The organism is Corynebacterium sp. 122RC1 (assembly GCF_024580955.1).
Lineage (GTDB): Bacteria > Actinomycetota > Actinomycetes > Mycobacteriales > Mycobacteriaceae > Corynebacterium > Corynebacterium kozikiae.
Map to the genome: position 1 here is coordinate 72,836 of NZ_JANIKD010000004.1, position 13,158 is coordinate 85,993.

A 13,158-nucleotide genomic window follows, 5' to 3' on the forward strand; every position below is an offset into this window, starting at 1 on the left:
CGAGTATTCATCGCGCGGCGCAACTGGCCACTCCGGGTACGCGTTCGTGGCGCGCCCCTTCCCCGGCCTCGGCTTCTTCCCCGACTCCTGCTGCGGTTGAGCTGTGTGATCGTCTGGATGTGTACTCACGGTGCCAATGATAGCCAGCTCCCCGGACACGCCCCATCTGCCCTGGGAACGCTTCGGCCTTGGGGGCGTCGGAAAGCCCGCCCAAAGCCCTCTCTTTGACGCCTCGAACCGCGGAGTCCTGTGAGTTAGCACACGTTCAGCAAAAATCTTTTCCCTCCGGAAATAATTTTGACCTGCAGGTTTGCGGCAGACCCGAGCACGACACGCCGAAGTCCCTATAGCTTTCGTGGGCAAACCTTGTTTAGAATCCCCAAACATGACCATTTCCTCATCTTTTGTTGACGCGGCTGCCTTGAAGAACGTGAACACCACGGCGGGCAAGATCGCTGACCTCAAGGCGCGGCGCCAGGAAGCCGCCGCACCGATGGGTGAGAAAGCATTTGACCGCGTTCACAACGCCGGTCGCCTCACCGCGCGCGAGCGCCTGGACTACCTCCTGGACGAAGGCTCTTTCATTGAGACCGACCAGCTCGCACGCCACCGCACCACCGCATTCGGGATGGAACACAAGCGCCCAGTGACCGACGGAGTAGTCACCGGCTGGGGCACCATCGACGGCCGCGAGGTCTGCATCTTCTCCCAGGACGGCACCGTGTTCGGCGGCGCGTTGGGCGAGGTGTACGGCGAAAAGATGTGCAAGATCATGGAACTCGCCGTGACCACCGGCCGCCCCCTGATCGGCCTGTACGAGGGCGCCGGCGCCCGCATCCAGGACGGCGCGGTGTCCCTGGACCTCATCGCGCGGACCTTCTATCACAACATCAACGCCTCCGGAGTGGTGCCGCAGATCTCCGTCATCATGGGCGCCTGCGCCGGTGGCAACGCCTACTCCCCCGCCCTCACCGACTTCGTGGTGATGGTGGATGAGACCTCCAAGATGTTCGTCACCGGCCCAGACGTGATTAAGACCGTCACCGGCGAGGTCATTTCCCAAGAGGAGCTGGGCGGCGCCTCCGTACACATGTCCACCTCCGGCAACAGCCATTACACCGCGTCCAGCGATGAAGATGCCCTGGACTTTGTCCATGACCTGGTGGGTTTCCTGCCGTCGAACAATCGCAGCATGGCACCTCGGGAGCCATACGAGCGTGAGGAGGGTTCCATTGACACCAACCTCACCCCAGACGATCTCAAGCTGGACCACATCATCCCGGACTCCCCCTCTACCCCGTATGACGTGCGTGAAGTGATTGAGTCCCTCACCGATGACGGCGAGTACCTGGAGATCCAGGCCGACCGCGCGGAGAACGTGGTGATCGCCTTCGGCCGCATCGAGGGCGAATCCGTGGGGTTCGTGGCAAACCAGCCAACTCAGCTCGCCGGCTGCTTGGACATCGACGCGTCTGAAAAGGCCGCCCGCTTCATCCGCACCTGCGACGCCTTCAACATCCCCATCGTGATGCTCGTGGACGTCCCCGGCTTCCTCCCCGGCGCAGGTCAGGAGCACGAGGGCATCCTGCGCCGCGGCGCCAAGCTCCTCTACGCGTACGGCGAGGCAACGGTCCCCAAGATCACCGTCACCATGCGCAAGGCTTACGGCGGCGCGTACTGCGTGATGGGCTCCAAGGGCCTGGGCGCCGACCTCAACCTGGCATGGCCCACCGCTCAGATCGCGGTGATGGGCGCTGCTGGTGCCGTCGGATTCCTGCACCGCAAGGAGCTGCTGGAGGCAGCCGATCGCGGCGAGGACATCGTGGAGCTCGCCAAGGTCTTTGAGGCTGAGTACGAGGACCACATGCTCAACCCCTACCTCGCTGCGGAGCGCGGCCTCATCGACGCTGTCATCCTCCCCTCCGAGACCCGCGGCCAGCTCGCGCGCAACCTGCGCCTCTACCGCGACAAGAATGTAGCCCGCCCCGCACGCAAGCACGGCAACATTCCGCTGTAAGAGCTCATCCTGAGCTTTCCGACGCCGCCCGCGCCACACCCATCACCGTGGGGAGCGCGGGCTCGCGCGTTTCTTCCGTATATTCCGTATATATAGGTGCGCTTTGGGGTCTTGCAAAGGGTGGCTTTGCAAAGCTAGCCACCTGTAGCGCGGGGGCTTTGGCTAGGCCTGAATTGGCGGGAAAACTCCCACCGTTTCACCCCCAAGCACACCCCCACATTCTACGCCGAATGTGCCTGCTCACCGGCCGCAAGCTGTACTTTTCCGCTGGGGCTGCGCCTATTCGCCCCCGAAAGGTGGAGAAGTAGCTCCCAATCCAAAAGTTTCTTGGATAACCGTTCACAAAAACTTTCTTCACCGCATAAACTATGGAGTCATGACTGCCGCAACGATGAATGAAACCGGAGCACAGGCTCCTGATCTCACCACTACCGCTGGAAAGCTTGCCGATCTTCGCGCCCGCCTCGCTGAGACCCAGGCCCCAATGGGCCAGGCAGCCGTGGAGCGCACCCATGAGGCAGGGAAGAAGACCGCCCGCGAGCGCATCGAGTACCTGCTCGATGACGGCTCCTTTGTTGAGGTGGACGCCCTCGCGCGTCACCGCTCCAAGAACTTCGGCCTGGACGCCAAGCGCCCAGTGACCGATGGTGTGGTCACCGGTTTCGGCACCATCGAAGGCCGTAAGGTCTGCGTGTTCTCCCAGGACGGCGCGGTCTTCGGTGGCGCGTTGGGCGAAGTTTACGGTGAAAAGATCGTCAAGATCATGGACCTGGCCATCAAGACCGGCGTTCCACTGATCGGCATCAATGAGGGCGCCGGCGCCCGCATCCAAGAGGGCGTGGTCTCCCTTGGCCTGTACTCCAAGATCTTCTACCGCAACACCCTTGCTTCCGGCGTGATCCCACAGATCTCCCTGATCATGGGCGCGTGTGCAGGCGGCCACGTGTACTCCCCTGCGCTGACGGACTTCATCATCATGGTGGACAAGACCTCCAAGATGTTCATCACCGGCCCAGACGTGATCAAGACCGTGACCGGCGAGGAAGTGACTCAGGAAGAGCTGGGTGGTGCACACACCCACATGGCTACCTCCGGCACCTCCCACTACACCGCTGCTGACGACGCCGACGCACTTGACTGGGTGCGTGACCTGGTTGGCTTCCTGCCTTCCAACAACCGCGCCGAGGCACCGCGTGAGGCAGCCGACATCATGGTGGGTTCCATCAAGGAGAACATCAACGACTCCGACCTGGAGCTGGACACCCTGATCCCAGATTCTCCGAACCAGCCTTACGACATGAAGGACGTCATCACCCGCGTTGTGGACGATGGCGACTTCTTCGAGATCCAAGAGGGCTACGCCGGCAACATCATCATCGGCTTCGGCCGCGTTGAGGGCCGTTCTGTGGGTATCGTGGCAAACCAGCCAACCGAGTTCGCTGGCTGCTTGGACATCAAGGCTTCCGAGAAGGCTGCCCGCTTTGTGCGCACCTGTGACGCCTTCAACATCCCAATCATCGAGTTCGTGGACGTTCCAGGCTTCCTGCCAGGTACTTCCGAAGAGTACAACGGCATCATCCGCCGCGGCGCGAAGCTCCTCTACGCTTACTCTGAGGCAACCGTTGGCAAGATCACCGTGATCACCCGCAAGTCCTACGGCGGCGCGTACTGCGTGATGGGCTCCAAGGACATGGGCGCGGACCTGGTGTTCGCATGGCCCACCGCACAGATTGCCGTGATGGGCGCTTCCGGCGCCGTTGGCTTCATCTACCGCAAGGAACTCAAGGCTGCGGCTGCAGAGGGCAAGGACGTTGTGGCAGTGGCCAAGGAATACGAGAAGGAATACGAGGAGACTCTGGTGAACCCATACATGGCTGCAGAGCGCGGCTACGTAGACGCCGTTATTCCTCCATCTGAGACCCGCGGCCAGATCATCGAAGGCCTGCGCCTCCTCGACCGCAAGGTGGTCAACGTCCCTGCAAAGAAGCACGGCAACATTCCACTGTAAACTGCAGATTTACAGATTCAAGCAGCAGGTTCACGCACAAGCCCGAATACACCCTTAAAGGAACACCATGTCTGATACCGCATCTGAAAAGCCACAGGATGCCCAGCAAGATGGCGCCGCCGAGGCCGCAAAGAAGCCTTTCTTGACTGTGGTGAAGGGCAACCCCGACCCAACCCAGGTTGCAACCCTCACCGCCCTGTTTGCCACCATGGCAAACAACGCGGCGCAGGCGCAGGAACCCGAGCGTGAGCGCAACCTCTGGGGCAGCCTGGAGGAGCGCCTCCAGCGCCCCACCACCTACAACCCTGCTGCATTTCGGAACATGAGCCTCTACTAAAGGGCACCAAGCCCAGCCACAAACCCCTTCCAGCCAGTTCACACATCAAGGCGGGGAGGGGTTAGCTTGTGCGTGCTGCGGTCTCCAGCACCGTCCGGCCCTCGATACCCCAACGTTGGTGATCTGGCAAGCAATTTCATTCCCAGAAATTTTGCTCCCCACCCAGTCCCCAATGAGAGGCTGTGTAGCCTAAAAACCACTTTTACGGCGCACTTTTCCCAAAACTGGAGCCGGACACTCGGAAATCTAAAATTATGGCATACGGCAGCGGCACTTGAGAGAGAAAATCGGTTATCTGAAGTGGTTTATACTTATCCGAGTGGTTGGAGCGGCGCGCTCAGACTGGGGCGGGTGAGCCTGCACCGGCCGTGAAGCGCTGCGATTCTGCAGGATCGCTTCGGCATCGCAGAGGCAGCCCCTCAACAAAATGCACCTCAATTGGCGGTTTCCCTCACCCCGTGTACGCACCGTGCATACATCTCTTAGCGCCAATTGATGTGCCATAGCCTCTAGTGGAATGGAATCTTTATGGCAGAGTCTCGGCCGCGTAAACGCGGCACGCTGAAGGATATTGCTGAAAAAACAGGTCTCTCTGTCAGTACGGTCTCCCGCGCGCTATCCGAAAATCCGGTGATTCCCGAGCGCACGCGGGAAGTAGTCCGCCAGGCGGCAAGAGAACTGGATTATCGGCCCAACGCGTTGGCAAAAGCTTTGCGCACACAGCGTTCAAACATTATTGGCGTGCTGGTTCCAGATATCCGCAACCCTTTCTTTGCAAATCTCGCAGCGGGCATCCAACGTGCGGCCAATGATAAGGGATATTTCATCCTTCTGAACCACCTTGGTGATGATGAGTCCCAACTTGCCGCGAGTATCGAAATGCTCTCCTCCCAGCAGGTAGATGGCCTCATTGTGGTCCCGTACGCCCAAAGCAACCAAGCGTTGAACAGTATCATCGAGGCGGGTGTTCCGGTGATCACCGTGGACCGAGAAACCGAGTTCGCGGTACCCTCAGTCACCGCTGATCCCCTCCCCGGCATCCGTGAGGCGCTCACTCACCTTGCGGGGCTGCCACATGCACGCGTCGGCTTTGTCTCCGGCCCTGAATCAGCTTCCACCGCACGAGCGCGCCTGCGCGCCGTGGAGCAGGTTGCCCTGGAGTTGGGCATTGAGGTGTTGGTGGAGTGCGGCAACTACCGGGTAGATGAAGGCGAAAAGGCCGCCACTGCCCTGCTCTCCCAGGGGGTGAATGCTGTGCTGACCTCTGACTTAATGTCCACCATCGGCACCTCGGAGGCGCTCAACAAGGCGGAAGGCCGCCTGGGCAAGGACTTTGCTCTGGTGGGCTTCGACGAAATCTCCTTCTTCCATCTCTTTGACCCCCCAATCGCGGTGGTGGATCAACATGTAGAGTGCATAGCCAGCGAAGCATTTGAGCAGCTCTACGCACTCATCGAACACAAGCCCGCCCGCAATGTGGTGCTTCCCACCAGCTTTATCAACAGGGCATCGGCAAACCTGTCCTAGGCCCTCAGTAGACTGGTTAGGAAACACGTCTAATCGGCCTGGGAAAGGAACCTCCATGGGATACATTGCAACCGTTGGCTCCATCAATGCTGATCTCCGCGTCACAGTGCAGCGCCACCCGCAACCCGGCGAGACCCTCCTCGGCTCAGGCGGCGAGGTTGGCCCTGGCGGCAAGGGGGCAAACCAGGCGGTAGCTGCGGCGCTGCAGGGAGCAGAGGTGCGGTTTGTGGGGGCAATTGGCAGCGACGCCAACGCCGCCACAGCGATCGGCACCATGCGCGCGGCGGGGGTGGGTTTGGAGGACGTCCACACGCTGTCCGGCCCGACGGGCCTAGCCATCATTTCCGTATCCGAGGACGCAGAAAACTCAATCATCGTGGTGCCCGGTGCGAACGCGGCGGTGGATGCGGAGTTTGTGGCCCAGGCGAAAGACACCATCGCTGGCGCAGACATCCTACTTCTCCAAGGGGAAATCCCGGCCTCGGGTATTGAAAAGGCCGTGGAATTGAGCACTGGACGAGTGGTCATCAATTTGGCACCCGTGGTGGAGGTGAACCGCGAAGTGCTGCTCAAGGCTGATCCGCTTATGGTCAATGAGCATGAGGCGCAGCTGGTCCTGGATCAGCTCGGCTCCCCCAACCAGCCAACAACAACCCCACAAGCCCCGGAAGAATTGGCACAGGCGCTGCTGGATCTGGGTTTCACCTCCGTGGTGATCACCCTGGGCTCCAAGGGTGCGTTGTTGGCCACTGCCGAAGCCACAGAACACATCTCCCCGTTGGACGTACAACCCGTGGACACTACCGGCGCAGGGGATGCCTTTGCCGGCGGTTTCGTGGCCAAGCTGCTCCAGGGCGCCTCCCTGAAGGAGGCTGCGGAGTTTGCCAACAGGGTGGGCGCGTATGCCGTGCAGGGCGTGGGTGCTCAGGATTCCTACCCAACGCAAGACGCCGAGCTGCCCAGCTAGAATTGGGCCTTATGCGCGTCGTTCTTGCTTCAGCCTCCACTTCCCGGCAATCAATCCTGCGTTCGGCGGGGGTGGAGCCGGTGGTGCATCCCGCGGACGTGGATGAGGAGGCCATTGCCGCGCGCCTGCAGGGTGCCGCGCCGGAGGACATTGTGGCGGCCCTGGCCGAGGCCAAGGCCCAAGCGGTGGCGGCGCACTACCCGGATGACGTGGTGATCGGTGGGGATTCCATGCTGCTCTTAGACGGTGAGTTGCAGGGCAAGCCCCACACCGTGGACAAAGCCATCGAGCGCTGGCACGCGCAGCGAGGCAAGAAGGCAGTGCTTCTCACGGGGCATTGCATCGTCACTCCGCGCGGCAGGCACAGCGAGACCTCGCAAACCACCGTCTTTTTTGCGGAGGCTACCGACGCCGACGTCGCGGCCTATGCCCGCACCGGAGAGCCGCTGCCATGTGCGGGTGCGTTCACCTTAGAGGCGATCGGGGGCTGGTTCATTGACCGCATCGAGGGGGATCCCTCCAGCGTGATCGGCCTTTCACTGCCGGTGGTACGCCGCGCGCTGTACGCCTTGGGCTACCAAGTCCACGAGTTGTGGGAGGCCCCTGCCGCCTGGGATTGATGGATGGCATGATGGTGGGCATGAACCAAGCACACAGCAACCCAAAGACCGTCAATGACATGCTTGCTCCCCCACCAGTGCACCTGCCGGAGGACTACAGCGGCGAGGTAACGGTGGCCACTGTCCTCGAAGCCCCGGCTAGCCCGTATGCGTGGGCGACGCTCGCCTTAGAGCGCATCGCTGCCGCCGCAGCAATTGAGGGTGCGGAAGGAGCAGAAGCGAAGGCCGTGGCGTATGCCTTTGCGCGCACGGCCTACCACCGCAGCTTGGACCGCCTGCGGGCCAACGGCTGGAAGGGCTTTGGCCCTGTTCCGGCGAGCCACGAGCCGAATCGCGGGGTGCTCATGGCAATCGCCGCTCTGGCGAAGGCCTCGGCGTTGATTGGCGACGAAGCCGAATACGACCGCTGCCGGCAGATGCTCTCCGACGCCGCCCCCACGGTCGTGGCCGACTTACTGGACAACTAACGGCGTTGGCTGTACGGGTCGCGCAGGCCGAGGTATTGCACGCTGGTGTACTCGTTGATTCCCTCGGCTGAGCCTTCGCGGCCCAAACCGGATTGCTTCACGCCACCAAAAGGTGCCGCCGCGTTGGAGATCACGCCAGCATTAAAGCCCATCATGCCGAACTCCAGGCCATCCGCCATGCGCCACAGGCGGTCTACATTTTCGGTGAACACGTAGGAGGCCAGGCCGTATTCGGTGGTATTGGCAAGGCGCAGCACCTCCTCCTCGCTGCGGTAGGTGAGCACCGGGGCGATCGGGCCAAAGATCTCCTCCTGGAACACCCGCATTTGCGGGGTCACGCCGGTGAGCACCGTTGGGGCAAAGAAGTAGCCTTTGCCCTCAATGCGCGCACCACCTGTGGCAACGTGGGCACCCTTTCGCGTGGCGTCGCGCACAAACTCTTCCATCTTCTCCACCGCCGCAGGCTCGATGAGCGGCCCCATGCGCACGCCCTGATCCAGGCCATTGCCTACCTTGAAAGCAGCGATTTCCGCAACAAACTTCTCCGTGAACTCCTGGGCCACCTCCTCATGAACAAAAATCCTGTTTGCGGAGGTACAGGCCTGCCCGCCGTTGCGCATCTTCGCCGCCACGGCACCAGCTACGGCTTCCTCAATGTTGGCGTCCTCACACACAATGAGCGGGGCGTTGCCTCCGAGCTCCATGGAGGTGCGCAGGATATTCTGAGCGGCCGATTCCAGCAGCACCCTGCCTACTGCCGTTGAGCCGGTGAAAGACATTTTGCGTAGGCGCGAATCCGCCATGATCGGCTCCGAGATCGCGGAGGCAGACTTCCCCGACACCACATTGAGCACACCCGCCGGCAGCCCGGCCTCAAGCATAATTTTGGCAAAATACTGCGTGGTCAGCGGGGTGAGTTTGGCGGGCTTGACCACCATCGTGCAGCCCGCCGCAAGCGCCGGAGCAATCTTCCTGGTGGCCATGGAAAGTGGGAAGTTCCAGGGAGTGATCAGCAGGCAGGGCCCCACCGGCTTGTAGCGAGTAATCATGCGCAGCGTGCCCTCAGGAGTGCTGCTCACCCGCCCGTAGTGCCGCACTGTTTCCTCACTAAACCAGCGCAGATATTCCGCCCCGTAGGTCACCTCGGCATCGCTTTCCGCCAGTGGTTTGCCCATCTCAAGGGTCATAAGGGTAGCAAATTCATCGCGGTGCTCCACGATTGCCTCGAAGCCCGCGCGCAGGATTTCCGCGCGCTCACGCGGTGCGGTGCGTGCCCACTCATCCTGTACGTCCGCGGCGGCGCTTAAGGCGCGTAGGGCGTCGTCGGCGTCGGCAGAGGCCAAGGTTGCCAGCACTTCCTCAGTGGCTGGGTTGAGCACGTCAAAGGTGTCGCCGGAGGCCGATTCCACCCACTCTCCCCCGATGAGTAGGCCGGTTGGAACCTTGCCAGGCAAGGCCTTGATATCTGGTGCGCCCTGTGGTGCATTCATTTCTGCGGGTCTCCTTTCGCACGCAGCTCAGCCAGGGAGCCCAAAAAGTACAGTCCGGTTCCCATGATCGAGCTCGGGTGCTGTATTGCCGATGCAGCCCAGCATAGGCCCGCCCCCGCACACGCGTGGGTCGGTTACACCCCCACCAGCCCTGCTGCGCGGAACACCGGCTCCATTTCCGCCCACAGCAGCGGCATGGTGGAGCGGGCGTAGTCGTCGGAAATGTGGTTGCCGTCGCGGTAGACGTAAATGTTGCCGATCACCGCGGGGCAGTCGGAGCCAGGGCAAAACCATGCGGAGGTATCCACGGATTTCATAGTCTCGCTGTTCAGCAGCGCGGCGGCGGGGTCTACGGCACTGTAGACCTCCGCGCGGGGTTGCCCGCAAGCGATTGGATCGCCGGTTTCTTCAGCACAGATGCTCACGAGCTTGCCGGCGCCGCCTTCCTCAATGAACCAGGGATTATCCCGTAGGCCCACAAAGGCAATGCCCTGCTCCTCTAGGAAGTTCCACAAGGTTCGGTAGCTCAGTGGCACCTCGTCTTGGAAGCGTAGGCGCTCCGGGAGGGGGCGGGTAGAGTTGCTGATCACCAGGTCCGGCTTGTCTTGCGCCACGCGCTCCAGGACCAATTCGTTAAAAGTGGTGCAGCTTTGGGTGAACACGCCGTCCAATTCCTCCGCGTAGGCGGGGCATCCTTGGCGCACCAGAGGGATCACCTTGAACGCGTGAGCTTTGCCCAGCCCATCAAGCGCGGCCATCCACTGCTCCGCGTGCGAACCACCCAGCACATACACAGTAAACTCCGCGTTCGGGTCACCGTAGGTGCAGTGCTCCGTCGGGAAATCATCAATGGCGATCCGCGTTGGCGGGTCCCCCACCTCGGCCATGCAGCCGTCGCTCCACGCCGGCGAGAGGCTAGACACCAGCAAGGACGGGTCCGGTTCCGCGGGCACGTTGGGCACCCTGGCACCCGCCGTGGCCATCGCCCCTGGGTACACGCGCGGGTCCAGGCGAATGTTGGCAAACTGCTCAGCCTCCGCCTGCCAGGCCGCAGGCACCCACAGCACCGACGCCGCCAGCGCCGCCACAAGCACGCCGCTCGCCGCGCGCATTTTCCCAAGCCCGGTAGTGCGTACCGACGCAGCCGCCGCCGCAACGCGCTGCTCGCCTCGCTGCGGGCGTGGGGCATGCTGGCGCAGGGGTTGCTCGATGATCGTGTGGCTCAGCCAGGCCAGCGCCACGGAGGCTGCCACCACCAACAGGCCTATAGTCACCGTGGGCTCAGGTTGCCCAATCGCCACGAGGGTGACGATCAGCAGCGGCCAGTGCCACAGGTACAACGGGTAAGCGATGTTGCCCAGCCAACGCATGGGTTTGGAACCCAGCCAGCCCATGCCGGCGCCGCCGCCCAGGATCATCAGCGCCGCCCCACCCAGCGGGTACAGCGCGGCGGGGCCGGGGAACTGCAGGGCTCCATCGAACAAGAAACCGGTGCTGAGCACCATGCCTAGCCCCACATATCCGGCAGCCACGCGCACGGGGGCTGGAGTGCGGGCGGTGGTTGCGTACACTGCGAGGGCGCCACCCAAGGTGAGCTCCCACAACCTGGACCAGGTTGAATAGTAGTTGAGGTCCTGCGCCACTCCCTGCAGGTAGGCGGCGTAGCCGAAGGAGATGGCGGTAGCGATGAGCAGCGGGATGCCGGCCAGGTGCTTGATCGTCTGCACGGTGTTCCCACGCGAGCGCAAGCGCCGCACCACCAGCGTGATGAGCGCAGCAAAGACAATGGCCATTGCGTAAAACTGCCCCTGCACGGACATGGACCACAAGTGCTGCAGTGGGCTCACGGAATCCGCCGCAGCACCATAGGCTTGGCCATCTGCAGCGAGTTGCCAGTTTTGGTAGTACCCCAAGCTGGCCACCAGTTGCGGCCCCAAGTTGTTCACCTTTAATTGCGGCGCGAATAGGTCCACCGCTACCGCAGTAGTTACCAGCACCAACACCAGCGCCGGCACGAGCCTTCGGACGGTTCGCCACAGCGGCCACAGCATGTTTGCACTGGCTTGGGGTTTGGCGGCGTAGCGCAGTTGGGAGCCAAGGAAGAAGTAGCCGGAAAGCAGCAGGAATACGTCCACGCCGCCGGACACCTTGCCCACGAAAACGTGAAAGATCACCACAAAGGCGATGGCGATACCCCGAAGTCCGTCAAGGTCGTACCGGTACTTGTTCACAATCTTCGGGTGCCTTCTTCTCGCTCTGTTCGCACAAAGTGTGGGGTGCAACGCTCACGCCGGTTGGGCGCGGGCTAACCCCTCAAAGTGTATGCAAGCAGACCAGTTTTCACTAACCCACCAACACCAAAAAGGGGCCCGAACGAGCTCGGGCCCCAGTTGTGAGGAGTGATTTAGGCGAACTTCTTCTCCACGCGCTCGATTGCCTCCTTGGCAACGAGCTCCTGGATACCCATGTCCAGCTCGGAGGTGAAGCCCACGCAGGAGCAGTTGATCTCGCCGAGGACGTAGGTGTCCTCGCCGTTTTCGCCGTCTGCAAGCATGAAGTCTGCGGTCCAGATCAGTGGGATGTTGTCTCCACCGAGCTTCTCAGCGATCACTGGGCGAGCCTCAGCAAACATGTCCACGAGCTCTTGCCACTGCTCTGGCTTGTCGTAGGTGTAGGTTGCGCCGGAGAACAGGGTTGCGGAGAAGTTGTCGCCACCTGCAGCTGGCTTCTTGTGCACCACGAACACTGGGTGTGGGCCAACCAGCAGAATGCGGATCTCGCCCTCAACGATGCGAGGCATAAAGCGCATGTCTACGAGCATGCCGTTGTCGCCAACAATGTACTGGTCGCAGAAGTCCATGAACTCGCCGAGCTCGCGGATTTCGGTGTGGTTGTCCACTGCTTCGGTGCAGCGCAGTTTGGTGTCCAGTGGAAGTGCGGTGCCTGGTTCCACGGAAGCGGCCAGCTCCTTGTCTTCCAACTGCACACGCCAGATGCCCTCACCGGTGGAGCCGCGGTTCTGCTTGAGCACGCGCTCGCCGTAGGAAATGGAGGTTGGGAAGGTGTTGTGGAAGGTTTCCACGTCGTAGTATGCGGCGGTGTCGGAGGGAACGAGGTCGGTGTCGTTGAGCTTCACCAGTGCGTCCTTGGCACCGTATGCCATCATCTCAGCAGGAGTGGACATACCCACCAGGCCGGCCTCGGAAAGCTTGGTAAGCAGGGCAAAGTAGCCCTTTTCACCGCCTGGAATGTTGCCAGGGTTCACGCGGGAAATGTAGGCATCGAAGTTGTTGGACACGTACTCGAAGATGGTGTCAGCCCACTCGGGGCGGAAGTACACCACCTCAGAGTGGTAGCCAGCTTCCTTGATGGCGTTGACGATGGGCATGGTGTCCTTGCGGTGCCCGTCAATGAACTTGTCGGAGCCACCCTCAACCTCGAAGACAACGATGCTCTTGTGCACGTGCGTATTCCCTTTCATATGGAAACTTCTTGTGGAAGTTTTCGCAGATTTTCAACAAAACGTTCAGCGAAAACTTGAAAAACCAACTATTGGCGCAAACCGGCAAGCACACAGAAGCCACAAACCACACAAAACCCAACATGTGATGGCCCGCGTGCAGGAGTTCACTAGGCAGCAATTCTACGCGGCACAACTATGGTTTTCGCCTCAACAAAGCCTGAGAGTAATCAACGCCACACCCGCTTCTCACACCCCCTCCCCC

Annotated in this window: 10 protein-coding genes; 7 read left to right on the top strand and 3 right to left on the bottom strand. The window is 61.5% G+C overall.

Features of this window, described 5'->3' with window-relative positions; translation table 11 throughout:
• The first annotated feature begins 385 nt into the window (after positions 1 to 385).
• From NQ050_RS03115 to NQ050_RS03145, 7 genes are all read left to right on the top strand, one after another.
• The gene (locus NQ050_RS03115) at positions 386 to 2,017 is read left to right on the top strand and encodes an acyl-CoA carboxylase subunit beta (RefSeq protein WP_257037809.1); all 1,632 of its coding nucleotides are present in this window, start codon (positions 386 to 388) and stop codon (positions 2,015 to 2,017) included.
• A 376-nt stretch (positions 2,018 to 2,393) separates the two neighbouring features.
• The gene (locus NQ050_RS03120; RefSeq protein WP_257037810.1) at positions 2,394 to 4,025 is read left to right on the top strand and encodes an acyl-CoA carboxylase subunit beta; all 1,632 of its coding nucleotides are present in this window, start codon (positions 2,394 to 2,396) and stop codon (positions 4,023 to 4,025) included.
• Positions 4,026 to 4,092: 67 nt separating this feature from the next.
• Entirely contained in the window at positions 4,093 to 4,362 is a 270-nt protein-coding gene (locus NQ050_RS03125; protein WP_257037811.1) for an acyl-CoA carboxylase subunit epsilon, read from the top strand.
• A 528-nt stretch (positions 4,363 to 4,890) separates the two neighbouring features.
• Complete coding sequence (locus NQ050_RS03130; RefSeq protein ID WP_257037812.1) at positions 4,891 to 5,889, top strand: LacI family DNA-binding transcriptional regulator; 999 nt, start codon at positions 4,891 to 4,893, stop codon at positions 5,887 to 5,889.
• A 55-nt stretch (positions 5,890 to 5,944) separates the two neighbouring features.
• Complete coding sequence (locus NQ050_RS03135) at positions 5,945 to 6,856, top strand: ribokinase (protein WP_257037813.1); 912 nt, start codon at positions 5,945 to 5,947, stop codon at positions 6,854 to 6,856.
• Between the two features lie 11 nt (positions 6,857 to 6,867).
• The gene (locus tag NQ050_RS03140) at positions 6,868 to 7,476 is read left to right on the top strand and encodes a nucleoside triphosphate pyrophosphatase (RefSeq protein WP_257037814.1); all 609 of its coding nucleotides are present in this window, start codon (positions 6,868 to 6,870) and stop codon (positions 7,474 to 7,476) included.
• A 20-nt stretch (positions 7,477 to 7,496) separates the two neighbouring features.
• On the top strand, positions 7,497 to 7,943 hold the full coding sequence (locus NQ050_RS03145; protein ID WP_257037815.1) for a DUF3151 domain-containing protein: 447 nt from the start codon (positions 7,497 to 7,499) through the stop codon (positions 7,941 to 7,943).
• Here the strand turns inward: NQ050_RS03145 and NQ050_RS03150 are convergent.
• The 3 genes from NQ050_RS03150 to NQ050_RS03160 all read right to left on the bottom strand — a co-directional run bounded on the left by NQ050_RS03150 (position 7,940) and on the right by NQ050_RS03160 (position 12,896).
• Positions 7,940 to 9,433 (bottom strand): NAD-dependent succinate-semialdehyde dehydrogenase, encoded by a 1,494-nt coding sequence (locus NQ050_RS03150; protein ID WP_257037816.1) that lies wholly within the window; start codon positions 9,431 to 9,433, stop codon positions 7,940 to 7,942. The genes NQ050_RS03145 and NQ050_RS03150 overlap by 4 nt on opposite strands.
• A gap of 134 nt (positions 9,434 to 9,567) precedes the next feature.
• On the bottom strand, positions 9,568 to 11,664 hold the full coding sequence (locus NQ050_RS03155) for an acyltransferase family protein (protein ID WP_257037817.1): 2,097 nt from the start codon (positions 11,662 to 11,664) through the stop codon (positions 9,568 to 9,570).
• Positions 11,665 to 11,837: 173 nt separating this feature from the next.
• Positions 11,838 to 12,896 (bottom strand): Cj0069 family protein, encoded by a 1,059-nt coding sequence (locus NQ050_RS03160; protein WP_257037818.1) that lies wholly within the window; start codon positions 12,894 to 12,896, stop codon positions 11,838 to 11,840.
• Positions 12,897 to 13,158: the final 262 nt, after the last annotated feature.